17 protein-coding genes, 3 tRNA genes and 1 pseudogene are annotated in these 20,507 nt (G+C 71.0%); 8 read left to right on the plus strand and 13 right to left on the minus strand.

Annotated features, from left to right (window positions below):
- Nucleotides 1–19: 19 nt before the first annotated feature.
- The 8 genes from purF to purS all read right to left on the minus strand — a co-directional run bounded on the left by purF (nt 20) and on the right by purS (nt 8,029).
- Nucleotides 20–1,549 (minus strand): amidophosphoribosyltransferase, encoded by a 1,530-nt coding sequence (purF, locus tag KUM44_RS17435; RefSeq protein WP_217208818.1) that lies wholly within the window; start codon nt 1,547–1,549, stop codon nt 20–22.
- 61 nt (nt 1,550–1,610) lie between these two features.
- A complete protein-coding gene (locus tag KUM44_RS17440) occupies nt 1,611–2,405 on the minus strand; it encodes an META domain-containing protein (RefSeq protein WP_217208819.1) in 795 nt (264 codons plus the stop codon).
- A 79-nt stretch (nt 2,406–2,484) separates the two neighbouring features.
- Nucleotides 2,485–3,282, minus strand: coding sequence for a maleylpyruvate isomerase family mycothiol-dependent enzyme (locus tag KUM44_RS17445; protein ID WP_217208821.1), 798 nt, complete (start codon nt 3,280–3,282; stop codon nt 2,485–2,487).
- Nucleotides 3,283–3,291: 9 nt separating this feature from the next.
- Nucleotides 3,292–4,158, minus strand: a complete 867-nt coding sequence (locus tag KUM44_RS17450; protein WP_217208822.1) for a M23 family metallopeptidase — start codon at nt 4,156–4,158, stop codon at nt 3,292–3,294.
- Nucleotides 4,159–4,202: 44 nt separating this feature from the next.
- Nucleotides 4,203–4,703 carry a helix-turn-helix transcriptional regulator gene (locus KUM44_RS17455; protein ID WP_217208823.1) on the minus strand — a complete coding sequence of 167 codons (501 nt, stop codon included), beginning with the start codon at nt 4,701–4,703 and terminating at the stop codon, nt 4,203–4,205.
- Nucleotides 4,704–4,833: 130 nt separating this feature from the next.
- Nucleotides 4,834–7,092, minus strand: a complete 2,259-nt coding sequence (purL, locus tag KUM44_RS17460; protein ID WP_217208824.1) for a phosphoribosylformylglycinamidine synthase subunit PurL — start codon at nt 7,090–7,092, stop codon at nt 4,834–4,836.
- Nucleotides 7,089–7,769 carry a phosphoribosylformylglycinamidine synthase subunit PurQ gene (gene purQ, locus KUM44_RS17465; protein WP_217208825.1) on the minus strand — a complete coding sequence of 227 codons (681 nt, stop codon included), beginning with the start codon at nt 7,767–7,769 and terminating at the stop codon, nt 7,089–7,091. The genes purL and purQ overlap by 4 nt, the downstream gene beginning before the upstream one ends.
- Entirely contained in the window at nt 7,766–8,029 is a 264-nt protein-coding gene (gene purS, locus KUM44_RS17470; protein ID WP_019982969.1) for a phosphoribosylformylglycinamidine synthase subunit PurS, read from the minus strand. The genes purQ and purS overlap by 4 nt, the downstream gene beginning before the upstream one ends.
- Nucleotides 8,030–8,340: 311 nt before the next feature.
- On the opposite strand from purS, the gene KUM44_RS17475 reads away from it, so the two are divergent.
- The 8 genes from KUM44_RS17475 to KUM44_RS17510 all read left to right on the plus strand — a co-directional run bounded on the left by KUM44_RS17475 (nt 8,341) and on the right by KUM44_RS17510 (nt 12,913).
- Nucleotides 8,341–8,658, plus strand: a complete 318-nt coding sequence (locus KUM44_RS17475) for an Lsr2 family protein (RefSeq protein ID WP_062702641.1) — start codon at nt 8,341–8,343, stop codon at nt 8,656–8,658.
- 157 nt (nt 8,659–8,815) lie between these two features.
- A tRNA-Gly gene (locus KUM44_RS17480) sits at nt 8,816–8,887 on the plus strand.
- Nucleotides 8,888–8,967: 80 nt separating this feature from the next.
- Nucleotides 8,968–9,043, plus strand: a tRNA-Gly gene (locus tag KUM44_RS17485).
- Between the two features lie 126 nt (nt 9,044–9,169).
- Nucleotides 9,170–10,135, plus strand: a complete 966-nt coding sequence (locus KUM44_RS17490) for an ABC transporter ATP-binding protein (protein WP_217208826.1) — start codon at nt 9,170–9,172, stop codon at nt 10,133–10,135.
- Complete coding sequence (locus KUM44_RS17495) at nt 10,132–10,908, plus strand: ABC transporter permease (protein WP_217208827.1); 777 nt, start codon at nt 10,132–10,134, stop codon at nt 10,906–10,908. Before KUM44_RS17490 ends, KUM44_RS17495 begins: the two co-directional genes overlap by 4 nt.
- Nucleotides 10,909–10,928: 20 nt before the next feature.
- Nucleotides 10,929–12,191, plus strand: coding sequence for a sensor histidine kinase (locus tag KUM44_RS17500; protein ID WP_217208828.1), 1,263 nt, complete (start codon nt 10,929–10,931; stop codon nt 12,189–12,191).
- Nucleotides 12,188–12,814 (plus strand): response regulator transcription factor, encoded by a 627-nt coding sequence (locus KUM44_RS17505; RefSeq protein WP_217208830.1) that lies wholly within the window; start codon nt 12,188–12,190, stop codon nt 12,812–12,814. Before KUM44_RS17500 ends, KUM44_RS17505 begins: the two co-directional genes overlap by 4 nt.
- Nucleotides 12,815–12,837: 23 nt before the next feature.
- Nucleotides 12,838–12,913 (plus strand) — tRNA-Gly (locus KUM44_RS17510).
- Between the two features lie 42 nt (nt 12,914–12,955).
- Here the strand turns inward: KUM44_RS17510 and KUM44_RS17515 are convergent.
- From KUM44_RS17515 to KUM44_RS17535, 5 genes and pseudogenes are all read right to left on the minus strand, one after another.
- On the minus strand, nt 12,956–13,855 hold the full coding sequence (locus KUM44_RS17515; RefSeq protein WP_217208832.1) for a phosphoribosylaminoimidazolesuccinocarboxamide synthase: 900 nt from the start codon (nt 13,853–13,855) through the stop codon (nt 12,956–12,958).
- 93 nt (nt 13,856–13,948) lie between these two features.
- Entirely contained in the window at nt 13,949–15,442 is a 1,494-nt protein-coding gene (locus KUM44_RS17520) for a N,N-dimethylformamidase beta subunit family domain-containing protein (protein WP_217208834.1), read from the minus strand.
- Between the two features lie 289 nt (nt 15,443–15,731).
- Nucleotides 15,732–18,020 carry a hypothetical protein gene (locus tag KUM44_RS45450; protein ID WP_254389657.1) on the minus strand — a complete coding sequence of 763 codons (2,289 nt, stop codon included), beginning with the start codon at nt 18,018–18,020 and terminating at the stop codon, nt 15,732–15,734.
- A 377-nt stretch (nt 18,021–18,397) separates the two neighbouring features.
- The gene (purD, locus tag KUM44_RS17530) at nt 18,398–19,651 is read right to left on the minus strand and encodes a phosphoribosylamine--glycine ligase (RefSeq protein WP_217208836.1); all 1,254 of its coding nucleotides are present in this window, start codon (nt 19,649–19,651) and stop codon (nt 18,398–18,400) included.
- Between the two features lie 239 nt (nt 19,652–19,890).
- Nucleotides 19,891–20,507, minus strand: a pseudogene (locus KUM44_RS17535) (DNA polymerase III subunit gamma and tau); the annotation flags it as partial.

Here is a 20,507-nt window from a genome sequence, read left to right on the forward strand (position 1 = left end):
AAAGCACAGCACGGGCCCGCTACGGGCGGCGGATCGCGTCGGCGGCGGCCGTGGCGGCCGGGCCGGCGGCCAGCTCCGTCTCCAGGAGCTGCTTGCCGAGCAGCTCGGGGTCGGGGAGCTCCATCGGGTACTCGCCGTCGAAGCAGGCGCGGCAGAGGTTCGGCTTGGCGATGGTGGTCGCCTCGATCATGCCGTCGATGGAGATGTACGCCAGCGAGTCGGCGCCCAGCGAGGTGCCGATCTCCTCGATCGACATGCCGTTGGCGATGAGCTCGGCGCGGGTCGCGAAGTCGATGCCGAAGAAGCAGGGCCACTTCACGGGGGGAGAGGAGATCCGGATGTGGACCTCCGCCGCTCCCGCCTCGCGGAGCATGCGGACCAGGGCGCGCTGGGTGTTGCCGCGCACGATCGAGTCGTCGACGACGACCAGGCGCTTGCCCTTGATGACTTCCTTCAGCGGGTTCAGCTTCAGGCGGATGCCGAGCTGGCGGATGGTCTGCGAGGGCTGGATGAACGTACGTCCGACGTACGCGTTCTTCACCAGACCCGCACCGAACGGGATGCCGCTGGCCTCCGCGTAACCGATCGCCGCCGGGGTGCCGGACTCCGGGGTCGCTATGACCAGGTCGGCCTCGACCGGGGCTTCCTTGGCGAGCTTGCGGCCCATCTCCACACGGGAGAGGTAGACGTTCCGGCCGGCGATGTCGGTGTCCGGGCGGGCCAGGTACACGTACTCGAAGACACAGCCCTTGGGCTTCGCTTCCGCGAATCGCGAGCTGCGCAGACCGTTCTCGTCGATGGCGACGAACTCGCCCGGCTCGATCTCGCGGACGAAGCTCGCGCCGCAGATGTCGAGGGCGGCGGACTCGGACGCGGCGACCCAGCCGCGCTCCAGCCGGCCGAGGACCAGCGGGCGGATGCCCTGCGGGTCACGGGCGGCGTACAGGGTGTTCTCGTCCATGAAGACGAGGCTGAAGGCGCCCTTGACCTGCGGGAGGACCTGGTGGGCTGCCTCCTCGATGGTGAGCGGCTTGCCGTCCTCGTCGACCTGGGCCGCGAGGAGCGCGGTCAGCAGGTCGGTGTCGTTGGTGGCCGCGACGCGCGGGGTGCGGCCGCCTTCCTGCTTGGGCAGGTCGGCGACCATCTCCGCGAGCTGGGCCGTGTTGACCAGGTTGCCGTTGTGGCCGAGCGCGATGGAGCCGTGCGCGGTGGCGCGGAACGTCGGCTGGGCGTTCTCCCACACGGAGGCGCCGGTGGTCGAGTAGCGGGCGTGTCCGACCGCGATGTGACCCTGGAGCGAACCGAGCGAGGTCTCGTCGAAGACCTGGGACACGAGGCCCATGTCCTTGAAGACGAGGATCTGGGAGCCGTTGCTGACCGCGATTCCCGCGGATTCCTGGCCCCGATGCTGGAGGGCGTAGAGCCCGAAGTAAGTGAGCTTGGCGACCTCTTCGCCCGGAGCCCAGACACCGAAAACGCCGCAGGCGTCCTGGGGGCCTTTCTCACCGGGGAGCAGATCATGATTGAGTCGACCGTCACCACGTGGCACGCCTCCGAGTGTAGGCGAGATCGACCACTGGTCCGAATTGGGGATACGCGACCGTAAAGGATCACTCGGCGGCGGTCGCGCTCACGCGTTCACCGTTTGTGCTGGTCAGAGTGATGCTGCGGTGATCGAGTCCGTACTTCACCGTGCTGTCGAAGAGGCCCAGCAGGGTCTTCTCCGTCTTCATGAGTGAGGTGTCGCACATCATTCGCGTGGTGGACGCGGTGCCGAGCGTGATACTGCCGTCGCGGACCGTTGCCTCGGCCTTCACTTTGTTGCAGCCGAGGCTGCCGCTGACCTGTCCGGTCTTCTCGTCGAAGGTGAGGTGCGCCTTGCCGTCGGCGTCCGGGCTGGTGATGTTCCACTTCGTGCCCTTGAGCGGGGCGGCCTCTTCCTTGGTGAGGGCGACACGGTCGCCGTCCTCCGTGGTGAGGGTCAGCTTGTCGCCTTCGACCTCGGTGGTGAGGTCGCCGGCGGAGAGGGTGCGGGCGAGGGTCTGCTCGAAGCCCGCGGGGACGCCGTCGCAGGCCATCTCGGTCGCCTGCACCTTGTCGAAGGTGACGTGGCTGTCGGCGAAGGCGGCGTCGGCGCCGAAGTTGTTGCAGCCGAGGTTGCCCTTGACCTCGCCGCCGTCGGCGATCCGCAGGTAGGCGTTGGCCGGGGCGGCGCTCTTCTTGCCGTCGACGGTGACCTCGTCCACGGCCCAGTAGGCGCCGGAGACGGAGGCCGAGGCTCCGGAGCCGACCGAGTCGCTGCCCGCGTCCTCGCTGCCACAGGCGGCCGCGAGCGGGAGAAGGGCCAGCGTGGCGATGGCGGCCAGTCGCTGCTTGTCCTTGCCGAGGGTGCCGAGTGTGTTCATGCCGGTGGGACGGGAGGGGCGCGGGACTGGTTCCGCGAGTTCCGCTTGCGGACACGACCCAGGGGGTGTTGGCCAGGTGTCACCCCATGAGCGGCAACAGCCCGCCCAGATCCGCCCGCTCCCCGCTCGCGCTCACCTTGGCGTCCTCCACCGCGTCCCGCCACGTCACCCGTCCGGTCGCGAGCCGGATCCAGGTCAGCGGGTCGGTCTCGACGACGTTGGGCGGGGTGCCCCGGGTGTGCCTCGGCCCCTCGACGCACTGCACGACGGCGTACGGCGGGATCCGCACCTCGGTCGAACCGCCGGGTGCCTTCGCGGCGAGGGCGTCGGCGAGCAGGCGGGTGCAGGCGGCGAGGGCCTGGCGGTCGTACGGGATGTCGAGGCCGGGGACGGCGGCGTTGAGGTCGTCGGTGTGCACCACGAGCTCGACGGTGCGGGTGACGAGGTGGTCGGCGAGGGTCATCGCGCCGGTGCGGGCGGCGAGGACACGGTCGCCGGACGCGTCCTCGAGCCGCTGTGCGAGGCGGTCCTCGGTGCGGGCGTAGAGGGCGTCCAGGTCGGGGTTGGCGGCGGCGAGGTCCCGGGTGCCGTCGGCGATGTCCCCGGCGCGGGCGGCGGTGGCGAACGGCCAGTCCAGGAGGGTGAGCTCCGCCTTCGCCGGCTCGTCGCGGTCGAGGTTGCGGCTGACGGTCTCCACGGCCATGGTCACGTGCGCGGCGAGGTCCCGCACCGTCCAGCCCTCCAGGCGGGTGGGAAGCGCGAGTTGCTCGGGGGTGAGGGTGCGTACGGCCTGCCGTATGTTTCCGAACTGCGCGAGGATCGCGGTGCGGATCTTGGCGGGGTCGTAGGTGCGGGTGCGCTTCTTGGCCGGGGGCATGGGGGCAGCCTATGCGGGCCGCGATGCCGTCGTCAGAGCCGGTGAGCCCGCCCCCGGCTGACCGGTCGCGGGGGCCTCGAACGCCTCGCCGTTGCGGGGGACGCCGATGCCGCGCCAGGTGAAGGGGACGCCTCGGGCGCTGTCCGGGTCCGGGCCGTCCATCAGCTGGAAGTGGAGGTGGGGCTCGGTGGAGTTGCCCGAGTTTCCGCAGCGTGCCAGCGGCTGGCCGGCGGTCACCCGGTCGCCCTCGCGGACGGTGAGCGAGCCGCGCTTCAGGTGGGCGTAGAGCGCGTAGGTGCCGTCGCCGAGGTCGAGGACGACGTGGTTGCCGACGATCCGCTTGGCCCCGAACAGGTCGCGTACGGACGCCTCCACGAGCATCAGGTACAGCAGGGCGAGCGGCGAGTTGCGGCTGAGGTGGTCGCGCTGGGTGCCGGTGGCCCGTACGACGGTGGCGTCGGCGACCGCGAGGAGCGGGGCACCGAAGGCGGGGAAGGCGCTGTTGCGGCGGGCGATCGGCCAGAGCCGGAACCCGGGGCGGGCGTCCGGCTCGGGTTCGGCGACGACGTCGATGGCGAACGTCTGGCCGTACGCGTGCGTGCCGTGGCTCGGCGTGCGGTCGGCCGGGCTGTTGAGCGCCGTCCAGCGGCCGGTGACGGGCGGGGCGACCTCGACGGGTTCCCGGGCCGCGCGGGGGCTGTCCGGGGTGCCGCCCCAGCGGGTGACCACGGTGAGGAGGGCGTAGGCCAGGACGATCGGCAGGAAGTTCCACCACCACGGATATCCGAGGTCCAGTGCGAGGTGCGCGATCACCAGGCCGAGAAAGGTCAGTTGCAGCCCTCGGTAGGCAAGAGTGGCCAGTTTGCGTGCGGACATCGTTCCCCCTTGCTCATGTCTTGTTCGCTCATGTCTTCTGCGCGTCACGGACGGGCGGTCGACAGCGCCACCAGCAGCGGTACGACCCGCCCCGGCGGTACCTCGTAGCGGCCCCGGCCGGTCGTGTGGAGCCAGCCCGCGCCGGTCAGTTGGCGCAGGTGGTGGTAGATCTGGCCGGTCGTGCCGACCTCGTCCAGCTCGGCGAGCTCGGCCGCGGTGCGCCGGCCCCCGATGACCTCGCGGAGCAGCCGCAGCCGGACCGGGTGGCCGAGGGCGGCGAAGGACTCGGCGGCCTCGCTCCAGTCGGCGTCCAGCAGACCCTTGGTCAGCGCGCCGTGCTGCCACTCGTACTGCTCCCCGGTCGGCAGCCGTACGGCACCGGTGAACAGCACTCCGCCGTCGGCCGCCTCCAGCCCGGCCAGCTGCTCCTTGAACCCGTGCAGGGCCCAGAAGTCGCCCTCACCGAGGCGGGGGGCGGTGTGCTGCGCGTTCTCCAGCGCTGCCAGTCGTCGCTCGAGGTCGGCGACGCGTTCTTCGAGTTCCACTCCCGTGACATTACGGAACTACGTAATTGCGTGCAAGCGTGTGTACGGGGTGGCGAACGGACGGGTCAGCGCACGACGAAGCCCCCGCCCGGCGGACCGGACGGGGGCTTCGGAGCCGTAGAACCGCTGCCTACTTGAGCAGGGCCGGAATCGTCTCCTCGTGCGCCACGCGCAGTTCCTCAAGGGAGAGCGCGAACTCGCCCTGGAGCTCCACCGAGTCGCCGTCGACGACACCGATGCGGGTGACCGGCAGGCCCCGCGCACCGCACATGTCGTTGAAGCGGACCTCCTCGGAGCGCGGCACGGCCACGAGCGCGCGGCCGGCCGACTCGGAGAAGAGGAGGGTGAAGGCGTCGAGCCCGTCCGGTACGACCAGACGCGCGCCCTTGCCGCCGAGCAGCGCCGACTCCACGACCGCCTGGATCAGGCCGCCGTCGGACAGGTCGTGCGCGGAGTCGATCATGCCGTCGCGGGAGGCGGAGATCAGGATCTCGGCGAGCAGGCGCTCGCGCTCCAGGTCCACCTTGGGGGGCAGTCCGCCCAGGTGGTCGTGGATCACCTGGGACCAGGCCGAGCCGCTGAACTCCTCACGCGTGTCGCCGAGGAGGTAGAGCAGCTGGCCCTCCTCCTGGAAGGCGACCGGCGTGCGCCGGGCCACGTCGTCGATGACGCCGAGGACCGCGACGACCGGGGTCGGGTGGATGGCCGCCTCGCCCGTCTGGTTGTAGAGCGAGACGTTGCCGCCCGTCACCGGGGTGCCCAGCTGCTGGCAGGCGTCCGCAAGACCGCGCACCGCCTCCGCGAACTGCCACATCACCGCCGGGTCCTCCGGCGAGCCGAAGTTCAGGCAGTCGGAGACCGCGAGCGGCTTGGCGCCGGTCGTGGCGACGTTGCGGTACGCCTCCGCCAGCGCCAGCTGGGCGCCGTGGTACGGGTCGAGCTTGGCGTACCGGCCGTTGCCGTCCGTCGCGATGGCGACGCCGAGGCCGGTCTCCTCGTCGATGCGGATCATGCCGGAGTCCTCGGGCTGGGCGAGGACGGTGTTGCCCTGGACGAAGTGGTCGTACTGCGAGGTGATCCACTTCTTGCTGGCCTGGTTCGGGGAGCCGACCAGCTTGAGGACCTGGTCCTTCAGCTCGTCCGAGGTCGCGGGCCGCGGCAGCTTGTTCGCGTCGTCGGCCTGGAGCTCGTCCTGCCAGGACGGGCGGGCGTACGGGCGCTCGTAGACCGGGCCCTCGTGCGCCACCGTGCGCGGGTCGACGTCGACGATCTTGCCGCCGTGCCAGTAGATCTCCAGACGGTCGCCGTCGGTCACCTCACCGATGACGGTGGCGATGACGTCCCACTTCTCGCAGATCTCCAGGAACCGGTCGACCTTCTCCGGCTCGACGACCGCACACATGCGTTCCTGCGACTCGCTCATGAGGATTTCCTCGGGCGAGAGGGTGGAGTCGCGCAGGGGGACGTCGTCGAGGGTGACGCGCATGCCGCCGGAGCCGTTCGAGGCCAGCTCGCTGGTCGCGCAGGACAGGCCCGCCGCACCGAGGTCCTGGATGCCGACGACCAGCTTCTCGGCGAACGCCTCCAGGGTGCACTCGATGAGCAGCTTCTCCTGGAAGGGGTCGCCGACCTGGACGGCCGGGCGCTTCGACGGCTTGGCGTCGTCGAAGGTCTCCGAGGCCAGGATCGACGCGCCGCCGATGCCGTCACCGCCCGTGCGGGCCCCGTACAGGATGACCTTGTTGCCCGCGCCGGACGCCTTGGCCAGGTGGATGTCCTCGTGCCGCATCACGCCGATGGCACCGGCGTTGACCAGCGGGTTGCCCTGGTAGCAGGCGTCGAAGACGACCTCGCCGCCGATGTTCGGCAGACCCAGGCAGTTGCCGTAGCCGCCGATGCCGGCGACGACGCCGGGCAGGACGCGCTTGGTGTCCGGGTGGTCGGCCGCACCGAACCGCAGCGGGTCCACGACCGCCACCGGCCGGGCGCCCATCGCGATGATGTCGCGCACGATGCCGCCTACGCCCGTCGCGGCGCCCTGGTAGGGCTCGACGTACGACGGGTGGTTGTGCGACTCGACCTTGAAGGTCACGGCGTAGCCCTGACCGACGTCCACGACACCCGCGTTCTCGCCGATGCCGACGAGCATCGCGTCGGACTCGGGCGCCTTCTCGCCGAACTGACGCAGGTGCACCTTCGACGACTTGTACGAGCAGTGCTCGGACCACATGACCGAGTACATCGCGAGCTCGGCGCCGGTCGGGCGGCGGCCGAGGATCTCCACCACCCGCTCGTACTCGTCCTTCTTCAGACCGAGTTCGGCCCAGGGCAGCTCGACGTCGGGGGTCGCGGCCGCGTGCTCGACCGTGTCCAGAGGCGTCCGGCTCATGCGTTGACCAGCTTCTTGAGGATCGAGGTGAAGAAGGGGAGGCCGTCGGTGCGGCCGGTGCCGATGAGCGGCTCGACGGCGTGCTCCGGGTGCGGCATCAGGCCCACCACGTTGCCGGCCTCGTTGGTGATGCCGGCGATGTCGTTGAGCGAGCCGTTCGGGTTGAAGTCGAGGTACCGGAAGGCGACCCGGCCCTCGGCCTCCAGCTTGTCCAGCGTGTACTGGTCGGCCACATAGCGGCCGTCCATGTTCTTCAACGGGATGTGGATCTCCTGACCGGCGCTGTAGTCGCTGGTCCAGGAGGTCTCGGCGTTCTCCACCCGCAGCTTCTGGTCGCGGCAGATGAAGTGCAGGTGGTCGTTGCCGAGCATCCCGCCCGGGAGGAGGTGGGCCTCGGTGAGGATCTGGAAGCCGTTGCAGATACCGAGGACCGGCAGGCCCGCCTTCGCCTGTTCGATGACGGTCTCCATCACCGGCGAGAAGCGCGCGATGGCTCCGGCCCGCAGATAGTCGCCGTAGGAGAAACCACCGCACAGCACCACGGCGTCGACCTGCTTGAGGTCCTTGTCCTTGTGCCAGAGAGCGACCGGTTCGGCACCCGCGAGGCGGATCGCGCGCTGGGTGTCCCGGTCGTCGAGACTCCCCGGGAAAGTGACGACGCCAATACGAGCGGTCACTTCGCGGCCTCCGCGACTTCTTCCACCTTGACGGTGAAGTCCTCGATCACGGTGTTGGCGAGGAAGGATTCCGCAAGATCGTGGATGCGGGCGAGCGCGGCGTCGTCGACCGGCCCGTCAACTTCCAGTTCGAAACGCTTTCCCTGACGTACGTCGGAGATGCCTTCGAAACCCAGCCGCGGCAGTGCGCGCTGCACCGCCTGGCCCTGGGGGTCGAGGATCTCCGGCTTGAGCATGACGTCGACTACGACGCGTGCCACTGGCACTCCCGGTGTGTGGTGCTGAGCAGGTTCCTTCAGACTACCCGCACAAAATTTCTACGCGAGTAGAGTTGTAGGAAGCTACGTGATGGCCATCACGATCCGGTATCGGACGGGGGTGTTCACGAAAAGTTACGGGAAAGATCCTCGATCAGCCCCGGATAGCTATTGCGCTCGGGACACGCGGGCAGATTTAGTCGGGCTTCACATTGCATTGCCGGGCACTGTACAAATGAATTGGCAAATAGCCGAGACTCGGCACGTCGTCGCAGCTGAGCTGCATGAGGTGCCGGACGAAGGGACCGATATTCGTGGCGCAGAAGGTCGTGGTCACTCTCTTTGACGACATCGACGGCTCAGAAGCGGCGGAAACGATCGCCTTCGGACTCGACGGCAAGTCGTACGAGATCGACCTGAATGAAGCCAATGCCAAGAAACTGCGTAAGGCGCTCGCGCCCTACGTGGAAGCGGGCCGCAAGCGGTCGAAGTCGGGCAAGGCGTACAGGCAGACCGAGGTCGCCCCGGACCCGGCGGCCGTCCGGGCCTGGGCCCAGGCCAACAAGATGGAGGTGCCGGCCCGCGGCCGCATCCCCAAGAAGGTCTACGAGGCGTTCGCCTCGGCACAGTGAGGCGGAGCACGGGGTGTGCCCTCAGGGCCCGTCAGCAGGCCTTGGGGGCAACCGACTTGGGCCGGTGCGACAACCGACTTGCGCTACCCCCCTGCTGATCAGCTAATGTCTGGGGCACGCCGCCGGGCGGGACAGAAAAGTCCAGCTCGCCGGGCACGCGGGTGTAGTTTAGTAGTAGAACAACCCCCTTCCAGGGGGAAGGCGCAGTGTGCAATTCCTGTCACCCGCTCTGCACCGCCGGTCCGATCCATGATGTGGATCAGGTAGGCTGGTGCTCGCACCGATCGGTGAGAGCCGGTCGGGGGCAATGCGGACGTAGCTCAGTTGGTAGAGCGCAACCTTGCCAAGGTTGAGGTCGCGAGTTCGAGCCTCGTCGTCCGCTCCAGACAAAGACCCCGGTCCACTGGACCGGGGTCTTTTTCGCATCTGCGAGCGTCCGCCTGACATTTGTCATGCGGAGTGGTGACAGCGCGCACTGCTGCCGGCCTTGTTTCGCCGGGACGCTGGAGCCATGAACGGAAACGAACACGAACACGTGATTGAGGTCACTGACCTGCGGCGTGTGTACGGGGGCGGGTTCGAAGCGGTGCGCGGAATCAGCTTCTCCGTGAACCGCGGGGAGATCTTCGCGCTGCTCGGCACCAACGGCGCGGGCAAGACCTCGACCGTAGAGGTCCTGGAAGGGCTCGCCCGGCCCGCCGGGGGGCGGGTGCGGGTGCTCGGGCACGATCCCTACGCCGAGCGGGCCGCCGTACGGCCCCGGACCGGGGTGATGCTTCAGGAGGGCGGCTTTCCGTCCGAGCTGACCGTCGCCGAGACCGCGCGGATGTGGGCCGGGTGCGTGAGCGGGGCGCGGCCGCCGCTGGAGGTGCTGGAGCTCGTCGGTCTTGCCGGGAAGACCGGCGTACGGGTGAAGCAGCTGTCCGGCGGGGAGCGGCGGCGGCTGGACTTGGCGCTCGCGCTGCTCGGGGACCCAGAGGTGCTGTTCCTGGACGAGCCGACGACCGGGCTGGACGCCGAAGGGCGCCGGGACACCTGGGAGTTGGTGCGGCGGCTGCGGGACGCCGGCACGACCGTGCTGCTGACCACGCACTACCTGGAGGAGGCCGAGGACCTCGCCGAGCGGCTGGCGATCCTGCACGAGGGGCGGATCGCGGCGGCCGGGACACCGGCCGAGGTGACCGCGGCCCAGCCGTCGCGGATCTCCTTCGAGCTGCCCCAGGGCTACTTCGTGGGCGACCTGCCACCGCTCGACGACATGGGCGTGTGCGGGCACGAGGTCGACGGGCGGCTCGTACGGCTGCGCACGCACGAGTTGCAGCGGACCGCGACCCGGCTGCTGGTGTGGGCCGAAGGGGCCGCCGTGGAGCTGGGGCGGCTGGATGTGCGGTCGGCGTCGCTGGAGGAGGCGTTCCTGGGGATCGCCCGGGAGGCCGCGGAAGCTGCCGGGACGAGGACGAAGGAGTACGCGGCATGAGCACGGCGACGACCGCCCCGGTGGGGCGTATGGCGGCACTGGCACGGGCCGAGCTGACCTTGCTCGGGCGCAGCAGGGGCACGCTGTTCGCGGCGCTGTTCGTGCCGCTGATCCTGCCCTTCAGCGCGCGGGAGGCGGCGAAGCAGATGGACCTGGCGGAGGTGGGCCTCACCCTCGGCACGGTCCTCCTGCCCGCCTCCATCGGCTTCTCGCTGCTCTACGCGGTGTATGTGACGCTCGTCAGCGTCTACACCGCCCGGCGCGAGGAACTCGTCCTGAAGCGGCTGCGCACCGGCGAGCTGCGGGACAACGAGATCCTCGCCGGGGCCGCGTTGCCGGCCGTGGCCACGGGCCTCGCACAGTGTGTGGTGCTGACGGCCGGCTGCGCCGTCCTGCTCGACGTGGGCACACCCCGCGCTCCTCACCTCGCCGTGCTGGGCCTGCTGTTGGGGTTCGTGCTGTGCGCGTCACTCGCCGCGGTGACCGCCTCCTTCACCCGGAGCGTCGAGAGTGCGCAGGTCACAACACTGCCCGTGGTGTTCCTCTCCATGATCTTCTCCGGGATGTTCGTGCCCCTGGAGATCCTGCCCGACCGGGTGGCGTCGGTGTGCGAACTGTTGCCGCTGACCCCGGTGATCACACTCGTGCGCGGTGGCTGGACCGGGGAGCTGTCGGCGTCCGAGGTGCTGGGAGCCGTAGCCGTCGCGCTGGCCTGGACCGGCGTGGGCGTGTTTGCTGTACGGCGGTGGTTCCGGTGGGAACCGCGGCGTTGACGTAGGGGGGAGCGGGCAGAATGCGCGGGCCGGGCACGTGGTGGCGGGGGAAGAGCACCCCGGCGAAGGTGGAGACGTACACGCGGGGGTCGTTCCACTTCTTCGCGGTGATGGAGGTCGCCGGGGCCGGGTTGTCGGTCATCAGCCAGCGGGACAGCGGGCCGGTGGCCTGGCTGATGCTCCTGGTGTGCGCGCACGCGGCGACCTGCGCCCTGACCGTGTCACCTTCGGTGGACTGGGTGTGCGGTCGGCGCGAGCAGCCCGTTCGGATGCTGTGGACGCTCGGCGCCGCCACCGCGGTGGTCGCCGTCACGGCTCTCGGTGTCGTCGAGTACGGGCCGAAGGGTGACGACGTCGACTCCGCGGCGGCCAGCCTCTTCACCACCGTCATGGTCTTCGGGGTGGGCATCATGGCGCTCGGTGTGCACGGGCGCAGGCGCGTGTACGCCCTGATCGCGGGCTTCGCCGCGGGTGCCGGGCTCGTCGTGCTCGTGATGAGCGGGTCCGCTCTCGCCGGACTGGTCATCGCGCTGCTCATGCTGGTCTGCTGTGGGTTTCTCGCCTTCACGGCTGTCTTCTCCGTCTGGCTGCTCAAAGCCGTCTACGAACTCGACGAGGCCCGCGAGACCCGAGCCCGGCTCGCCGTCGCCGAGGAGCGGCTGCGGTTCGGGCGGGATCTGCATGACGTGATGGGGCGGAATCTGGCGGTCATCGCGTTGAAGAGCGAACTCGCGGTGCAGCTCGCGCGGCGCGGGCGGCCCGAGGCCGTGGAGCAGATGATCGAGGTGCAGCGCATCGCGCAGGAGTCGCAGCGCGAGGTGCGGGATGTCGTACGGGGGTACCGGGAGGCCGATCTGGGGGTCGAACTCGCGGGTGCGCAGGGGGTTTTGACCGCGGCCGGGATCGAGTGCGAGGTGACCGGGGAGGCGGCCGGGCTGCCCGTCGAGGTGCAGTCGGCACTGGCCTGGGTGGTGCGGGAGGCGACCACCAATGTGCTGCGCCACGGGGATGCCGAGCGGTGCGCGGTGGGAGTGCGGGTGAGAGAGGGGCGCGTGGTGTTGACGGTGGAGAACGACGGGGCGGCCGCGGCCTCCGACGAGGGCGAGGGCTCCGGCGGGAGCGGGGACTCCGGCAGACGTGGCGGCTCCGGGCTCGCCGGGCTGCGGGAGCGGCTGGCCGCGGTGGAGGGCACCCTGGAGGCCGGCCGCGCCGGCGAGGGAGTGTTCCGGCTGGTGGCGGAGGTGCCGTTGGCGGGAGCGGGCGTGCGGGAGGCCGCCGTATGAGCGGCCGCATCACCGGGCCCGTGCGGCTGCTGCTCGCCGACGACGAGCATCTGATACGGGGCGCGCTCGCCACGCTGCTGTCCCTGGAGGAAGACCTGGTGATCGTCGCCGAGGCGGCCAGCGGGCCGGAGGCGCTGGCGATGGCACGGGCCCACGAACCCGACGTCGCCGTACTGGATCTTCAGATGCCCGGAGCGGACGGTGTGAAGGTCGCCACATCCCTGCGGGCCGAACTGCCCGGCTGCCGGGTGCTGATCGTGACCAGCCATGGGCGGCCCGGGCATCTGAAGCGGGCCCTTGAGGCGGGTGTGCGCGGGTTCGTCCCGAAGACCGTCAGCGCGCAGCGGCTCGGCGAGATCATCCGAACCGTGCACGCCGGAAACCGCTACGTCGACCCGGAGTTGGCCGCCGACGCCATCGCCGCCGGGGACTCGCCGCTGACCGCGCGGGAGGCCGAGGTGCTGGAACTCGCCGCCGACGGGGCGCCCGTCGCGGAGATCGCGGAGCGGGCCGCGCTGTCGCAGGGGACCGTGCGCAACTATCTGTCCTCGGCCGTCTCCAAGCTCGGGGCGGAGAACCGGCACGCGGCGGTGCGGCTCGCGCGGCAGCGGGGTTGGGTATAGTTGCTCTCGCGCCACGGCGCACTGCGGACGTAGCTCAGTTGGTAGAGCGCAACCTTGCCAAGGTTGAGGTCGCGAGTTCGAGCCTCGTCGTCCGCTCCAGATCAAGGCCCCGGTCATCGACCGGGGCCTTTGTCATGCGGGTCAGCTCCAGCTCGTGCCCGTCAGGCGCTCGTACGCCTCCACGTACTTCGCCCGGGTCGCGTCCACGACGTCCTGCGGCAGCGGCGGCGGAGGCTGCTCGCTCTTGCGGTCCCAGCCGGAGGCCGGCGAGGTCAGCCAGTCACGCACGAACTGCTTGTCGTACGACGGCTGCGCGCGGCCCGGCTGCCACTGGTCGGCCGGCCAGAAGCGGGAGGAGTCCGGGGTGAGGACCTCGTCGGCGATGACCAGGGTCTCCCCCTCGAAGCCGAACTCGAACTTGGTGTCCGCGAGGATGATGCCGCGCTCGCGGGCGATGTCCCGGCCACGGGCGTAGACGGCGAGGGTCGCCTGGCGCAGCCGCGCGGCGGTGTCGGGGCCGACCTGGCGGGCGACCTCCTCGTAGGAGACGTTCTCGTCGTGCTCGCCGACCGCGGCCTTGGTGGCCGGGGTGAAGATCGGGGCGGGCAGCTCGCTGCCGTCGACGAGGCCCCCGGGGAGGGCGAGGCCGCAGACGGTACGGGACTCGTTGTACTCGACCAGGCCGGAGCCGGTGAGGTAACCGCGGGCCACGGCCTCCACGGGGACCATCTGGAGCGACTTGCACACGAGGGTGCGGCCCGCCCAGTCGGCGGGGGCGCCGGCCGGCACGTCGGTGCTCAGCACGTGGTTGGGGACCAGGTCGGCGAGCTGGTCGAACCACCACAGGGAGAGCTGGGTGAGGATGCGGCCCTTGTCGGGGATCTCGGTCGGCAGCACCCAGTCATAGGCGGACATACGGTCGCTGGCGACCATCACGAGGTCGCCCGCCTCGTTCTGGTACAGCTCGCGCACCTTGCCGGTGTGCAGGTGCACCAAGCCCGGAACCTGGATCGGCTCGGGCTTTTCTACGAATCCGGACACGGTTCCTCCCCGTGGTTCTGTCCAACGGGTCGATTGTCCCGTATAGGCCGCTGACCTTGGACTGGGGGTGTGCTGAGGGTGTGCTGGGTGAGCTCAGTCACGTTTGCAGATGCGGTCCAGGAGGTTGGCCGTGGCGCGCTGGACGCGGGCGTCGACGTGGCCCGGGCGGTCCAGTGCCGGAGACCAGGCGAACGTGCCGGACGCGAAGACCAGGGCGCCGGAGGGGGCGCGGTAGAGGGACATCTCCTGGTGACGGAGGACGCCCTCCTTGTCCGGGTACGGGGAGTGCGCGAGCAGGATGCGCTCCTCGTGGTCCGGGAGCGGGGTGCGCGGGAAGTAACGGTCGGCCTCGCCCGCGACCAGACCCTCGATCTCGTCGCCCTCGTGGGCGCCGGTCGCCTCCCACAGCCAGTGGTCGGCGTTGCGGACGATCAGGGGGTGCGGCTCGGGGACCTGGCCCGCGTACTGGATGCCGATCACCTCCTGCTCGGGGCGGTCGATCTCGCGCCAGAGCACGGAGCGGCCCGGGCCCTGGCGCTTGCGGCAGGTCATCAGACGGTCGGGGACGCCGGACGGGGACGGGCCCAACTCGACCTGCCAGTACATGGAGTTGGCGGAGAGGAAGACCAGGGAGGTGCCGTTCTCGCGGGCGAGCTCGACCGTGCGGCGCATGTTCGACGACCAGTACTCGTCGTGGCCGGGGAAGACCAGGCCGCGGTAGCGGGTGGGGTCGACATGGCCGCCGTGCAGGTCGCGGGCGTCGGCGTAGGCGATGTCGTAGCCGTAACGCTCGGCCCATCGGATGAAGTCGTAGGCGTGGCCGACGTGCAGCGGGAGGCCCGCGCCCGCGTAGGGGCGGTCGAAGGAGACGGTCGTGGCGGCGTCGTTCTCGCCGAGGAGCCGGCCGTCGTCGTCCCAGGCGTGGTAGAGGCTGGCGCCGGTGCGGCCGTCCTCGGGGTAGAGGTTGTAGGCCTGCCAGGTGACGTCGGGGAGGAGAAGGAGCAGGTCGGCGGGGTGATTGTCGCGGACCGTGAAGGGGATGTGGGAGCGGTATCCGTCGGCGGTGGTGAGGACGGCCACATAGGCGCCGATGGTCCAGAACGAGGGGATCTGGAGGCGCCAGGACAGCCACCAGTGGTGGCAGGAGACCGTGCGGTCGGCGGTGAGCGGGGGTGGCTGGACGATGCCGGAGAGGCGGGGGCTGGTGGTGATCTTCGCGGCGCCGTCACCGCCGTAGTGGCCGATGCGGTAGACGTCGACGGCGAATTCCTGGGGCGGATCGACGGTGATGTGAAAGTCGACGGCCTCGCCGGGGGCGACCGCGCCGGTGGAGGTGAAGCCCTTGATCTGACGGTGGACGTCGTCGGCGGAACGGGGGCCTCCGGCGGTGCGCGGGCCGGGGATCCGGGGGGTGCCGGCCGTCGGGGGGTGGGCCTGCCCGTCGACGTACCAGGGGACGACCTGGCCGGTGTCGTCGAAGTACGTCACGTTGCCGCGCAGCCAGGGGACGGGGCCCTGACCGAAGGGGTCCGTCACGGCGTGCGCGAGTGCCCCCGACTCCCAGCGGCGGATCTGCTCCGACCCCATGGCCCTGCCCCTCCCTCGTTCCCCCGTGGCCGTGCGTTTGTGGTGGCGCTGTGTGGTGCGGGTTGTGCGGCGCGCCGTGGTGCGTGTGCTTGCGGTTTCTGGCGGGCGACATGGGCGTTTGTGTGCCTGTCGTATGTCGCAAGCCCTTGCCATGTGCGCTATCGATCCCAGCACATCACATTGCGCACGCATCCTGTCACTATTCGTTGCGAATTGGCCGAAAGTGGAACCGGGGGTTCCGACCGCATACGGCCCGCGAGGCAGGCCGTCACGACCGGATGGGCGGCCGTCAGACCAGGCGTACCGGCTTCTCCGGGCGTATCCCCGACTCCACCAGCCAGGCGCGCAGGGGCGCCGGGTCACCGTCCTCGATGAGGCTCAGGACTCTGGGGGTGAGGTCGGCCGCTCGTGCGCCGTTGACGAGAAGCGTGGGGCCGTCGAGCCAGTCCAGCCCCGGGGTCGCCCCGGCGGTGTCCATCGCTGCGCAGCACACCATCGCCGTCACATGGTCGGTGAGCAGTTCGCGCGAGGTACGAGGTGGCTGGAGCGGGAAGAGGGGGAGCGTGCCGATGTCCAGGAGGGTGGCGCCGGGGGCCAGGGAGGCGTCCTGATCCACAGGGGCCGCGGCTTCCTCGCGGGCCAGCTCGGCGGAGAGGCCGGCGGCGAGGGCGGAGCTTCGTTCGGTTTCCTGGTCGTCGTCGCCGGGGTGGTCCTCGGCCATGGAGGCGTAGGGAGCCTTGGGGGGCTTGGCGGGCTCAAGGGGCTTGGGGGGCTTGGGGGGCTTCGGCGACTTGACGGACTCGGGGGGCTTCTGGGGCTCCTTGGGCTCGACGGGCCTTGCGGGCGGGGCGTCGGCGGGGGACGCGGTAACCGCTTGCCCGTCTGTGGGATGCGGGCCGGGGGCCTGAGTGAGGCCGACGTGCGCCTCCGGGGCCTGGTCCGGATCGGCTTGCGCCTCGGGGAGCCGAGTGAGGCCGACGTGCGGCTCGGAAGCCCGATCGGGGCCGGCGTGCGCCTCGGGAGCCTGGTCCGGATCGGCTTGCGCCTCGGAGGTCCGATCGGGGCCGGCGTGCGCCTCAGAGGTCCGATCGAGGCCGGCTTGCGCCTCAGAGGTCCGATCGAGGCCGGCGTGCGCCTCAGAGGGCCGATCGAGGCCGACGTGCGAGGTCCGATCGAGGCCGACGTGCGCCTCGGAGGTCCGATCGAGGCCGACGTCGACGTGCGCCTCGGGGATCCGGTGGGAGCCGCCCTGCTCGTCGGGGGACCAGGTGGGTGTGGCGTCCGGTGGGGACGACAGGTGGTCCAGGACCCGGGCCAGGGTCGGGCCGTCGGATTCCGGGGGTGTGCCCTCGGTGGTGCGGCGGACGCCGAGACTGTCGAGGACGCGGTGGAGGCGGGCCGCATCGGTGCGCCATTTGCGGTCGACGACCTCCTCCGGGTACTCCTGCCAGTCCACCGGGGACCAGCCCGGGCCGGGTTCGGCGGGACCGCCGTGGAAGAGGCGGGCGGCGAGGAGCGAGGCGGCCTCGTCGACAGCGCCGGGCTCTTCGAGCAGGTCACAGGCGGGGCGCTCGCCCAGCCGGGAGGCGAAGCCCTCGGCCAGCCGATCCCGCCGGGACAGTTCGGTGAGCGCGGCGACAACGCCCGCGTCCAGCCGGGACGGCCAGCGGCCCATCCGCCAGGCGGGCAACGCGACCCGTGTCAGCAGTCGGTCCCAGCCGGCGTACGCCAGCCCGACCTGTTCCTGGGCGACGATCCGCAGTCCGTAATCCACAGCCTGTGCACGCTCGGCGGCCGCCGCGGCCACCCCCCGCTCCATCTCGGCAGCGTGGTCCCGGCAGCTGCGCAGCATCACGCGCGCGACCCAGCCGATGCCCGCGCACACCGCCCGCGACCCCGGACAACGCCCGCGCGTCGAGGCGACGGCCACGGCGGCGTCCAGGCCCCGGACGAAGCGCCGGGCCTGGGCTATGTCCGGGTGCGCCGACGGTCCCGTACCGGCGACGACCGGGGCGAGGACCGCGCGCAGCTCGCCGACGCGCATCCACCACAGGAACGGGGAGCCGATGACGAGGACGGGGGCATCCGGAGTACGGCGATGGATGCCGCCCCGGCTTCCGCCGTGCAGGCCGTTGAGCCCGTCCTCCATGCCGCCTTCGGGCGCGGGCGGGCCGTGGGACGGGTGGGTGCGGTCCTCCAGCCAGCTGTCGCAGTCCGGGGTGAGGGCTATCGCGGACGGGGCGGGGACGTCGAGGCGGTCGGCGAGGTCGCGCACCATCCGGTACAGGTCCGGGGCCTGCTCCTCACCGATCGGGACCGTGGGGCTGACTGCGGGCCGGGCACGGGCGACGACCAGGGCGATGGCGGTGGCGGCCAGCAGGACGAGGACGGCGACGGGGGTGACGACCCAGCGCGCGGCGTGCCAGCCCGGGCCGACGAGGTGGCCGGTGGAGGCGCCGGCGAGCAGCACCACGGCGAACGCCGCGGGCAGCACCGCCACGGCCAGCGCGCGGCTGCGGACCCGCAGCACGGCCATGGCCCGGGCGCGCGCTGCCTGCGCACCGACCTCCACACCCATAGCGGTCACGCCGGACCTCACCCCCTCCGCGCTGCCCCGGCTGTCCGAACTGTCCTGGCTTTGCTCACTCCCCCACTGTGGCACCCACCACTGACATCGCAATGCCGGTGGGCCAAGTGCCGGAACGCTTGCGCCGCACCCTAGTTGGGGCTTCGGCCCACGTCAGCCGGATGGGGCATCGGTCACTCGATGGAATGGCTTTGGGGAAAGGTGGATGACGGACAGCGAGGATCAGGCCCTTGATCCCGGCCGGTTTCGGGACCCGGTCACGGGCCTGTTCCGAACCGGCCCCGGACCCGGTGCCGGCATGGATCAGGCCCCGAATCCTGAGACGGATTCGGGGCCTTCGGGGTTTATCCGGGGCGGCTTTCGGCCGGCTACGCGCCTTCCGCCGCCTTCGCCGCGATGTCCGAACGGTGCTGGGAACCGTCGAGCTTGACGCGGGCGACGGCCCGGTACGCGCGGTCGCGGGCCTGGCTGAGGTCCTTGCCGGTCGCCGTGACCGACAGGACGCGGCCGCCGGCGCTCACGATCGCTTCGCCGTCCCGCTTGGTGCCGGCGTGCAGGACGTACGCGTGCGGGGCGTCCTCGGCGGCCACCTCGTCCAGGCCGGTGATGGGGTCGCCGGTGCGTGGGGTGCCGGGATAGTTGTGGGAGGCGACGACCACGGTGACCGCGGCGTCGTCGCTCCAGCGCAGGGGCTCCAGGTCGGCGAGGTCACCCTTGGCGGCGGCCAGCAGGACTCCGGCCAGCGGGGTCTTCAGGCGGGCCAGGACGACCTGGGTCTCGGGGTCGCCGAAACGGGCGTTGAACTCGATGACCCGGACGCCCCGCGAGGTGATCGCGAGACCGGCGTACAGCAGCCCCGAGAACGGGGTCCCGCGACGGCGCATCTCGTCGACGGTCGGCTGGAGGACCGTCTCCAGGACCTCCTCGACCAGCTTCGGGTCGGCCCACGGGAGCGGGGAGTACGCGCCCATGCCGCCGGTGTTCGGGCCCTCGTCCCCGTCGAGCGCCCGCTTGAAGTCCTGGGCGGGCTGGAGCGGGACCACCGTCACGCCGTCGGTGATGGCGAAGAGGGAGACCTCGGGGCCGTCCAGGAACTCCTCGATGACGACCCGCTCGCACGAGTTGGCGTGCGCCCTGGCCGCGTCCAGGTCGGCGGTCACGACGACGCCCTTGCCGGCGGCGAGACCGTCGTCCTTGACGACGTACGGGGCGCCGAAGGCGTCAAGGGCCTCGTCGACCTCCTCGGGCGCCGTGCAGACGTAGGAACGGGCCGTCGGGACGCCGGCCGCCGCCATCACGTCCTTGGCGAACGCCTTGGAGCCCTCGATCTGCGCGGCCTCCCCCGAGGGGCCGAAGACCGGGATGCCCGCCTCGCGCACGGCGTCGGAGACCCCGGCGACGAGCGGCGCCTCCGGCCCTACGACCACGAGGTCGGCGCCGAGCTGTTCGGCGAGCGCGGTGACGGCCGCGCCGTCCAGGGCGTCGACCTGGTGCAGCTCGGCGACCTCGGCGATGCCTGCGTTGCCTGGGGCGCAGTGCAGCGCGGTGACGTCGGGGTCGAGGGACAGGGAGTGGCACAGGGCGTGTTCGCGGGCGCCGCTACCGATGACGAGGACCTTCACGGGGGTCAGCCTAACGGGATTTCGTACGGGGCGATGAGGGGCCGGGGGTTGGCGACCTGTACGTTCCTCCAAGTCACGGGGCCAATGGGGGCCGACGCGGGTGCCCTTGCGGGGTGCCATGGGTGCCGCGGATGCCATGGGCGCCATGGGTGCCGCGGATGCCATGGGTGCCATGGATGCCATGGATGCCGTAGGTGCGGTCCGGGGGGCTTGCGGCCGACGGGCGGCTTGCGGCCCCGCTACTCGTTCGTGAACTCCTCCACCACCGTCGCCCCCAGCTCCCGCACGATCAGTTCGTAGCCGGACAGCGCCGACTCGTTGAGGTCGGGGTCATCGTCCTCCGGGATGTCGTCCTCGATGGACACCGGGGGCGGCGGCTCCGGAGCGGAGGGCTGGGACACCGGGGCGGGTGCGGCGGACGGCGCGGCGGCCGACGGGGGCGAGGTGGGTGTCGAGGGCGTCGGCTGGGGAGGGGCCGGGCGCTGGGTGGACGTACCGCCACCGCCGTAGCCGGTGTTGCCGCCACCGCCGTAACCGCCGCCACCTCCGCCGCCGCCTCCGCCGAAGCCGGAGGAACCGCCGCCGCCCGGCGGCGGGGGAGCCGAACCGCCGCCCGACGGGTCGACGATCGCCTCGATCTTCCACTGGACGTTGAACTGCTCGGCGAGCGCCTGCCGCAGTACGTCCTCGCTGCCGCTGCTCGCGAAGTTGTCACGCGCCCCGGCGTTCACGAAACCGAGCTGGAGGGTGGTGCCGTCGAAGCCGGCCACCTGGGCGTTCTGGCTGAGCAGGATCCAGGTGAAGCGGCGACGGTTCTTGACCGCCTCCAGGATGTTCGGCCAGAGCATGCGGGGGT

It is taken from the genome of Streptomyces sp. AC550_RSS872 (genome assembly GCF_019049285.1).
Classification (GTDB): domain Bacteria; phylum Actinomycetota; class Actinomycetes; order Streptomycetales; family Streptomycetaceae; genus Streptomyces.

Excerpts from the sequence above, each read along its gene's own strand:
- KUM44_RS17440 (WP_217208819.1), bottom strand. The coding sequence starts at position 2,405 with ATGAACACACTCGGCACCCTCGGCAAGGACAAGCAGCGACTGGCCGCC.
- KUM44_RS17445 (WP_217208821.1), bottom strand. The coding sequence starts at position 3,282 with ATGCCCCCGGCCAAGAAGCGCACCCGCACCTACGACCCCGCCAAGATC.
- KUM44_RS17450 (WP_217208822.1), bottom strand. The coding sequence starts at position 4,158 with ATGTCCGCACGCAAACTGGCCACTCTTGCCTACCGAGGGCTGCAACTG.
- purL (WP_217208824.1), bottom strand. The coding sequence starts at position 7,092 with ATGAGCCGGACGCCTCTGGACACGGTCGAGCACGCGGCCGCGACCCCC.
- KUM44_RS17490 (WP_217208826.1), top strand. The coding sequence starts at position 9,170 with ATGAACGGAAACGAACACGAACACGTGATTGAGGTCACTGACCTGCGG.
- KUM44_RS17495 (WP_217208827.1), top strand. The coding sequence starts at position 10,132 with ATGAGCACGGCGACGACCGCCCCGGTGGGGCGTATGGCGGCACTGGCA.
- KUM44_RS17500 (WP_217208828.1), top strand. The coding sequence starts at position 10,929 with ATGCGCGGGCCGGGCACGTGGTGGCGGGGGAAGAGCACCCCGGCGAAG.
- KUM44_RS17505 (WP_217208830.1), top strand. The coding sequence starts at position 12,188 with ATGAGCGGCCGCATCACCGGGCCCGTGCGGCTGCTGCTCGCCGACGAC.
- KUM44_RS17520 (WP_217208834.1), bottom strand. The coding sequence starts at position 15,442 with ATGGGGTCGGAGCAGATCCGCCGCTGGGAGTCGGGGGCACTCGCGCAC.
- KUM44_RS45450 (WP_254389657.1), bottom strand. The coding sequence starts at position 18,020 with ATGGGTGTGGAGGTCGGTGCGCAGGCAGCGCGCGCCCGGGCCATGGCC.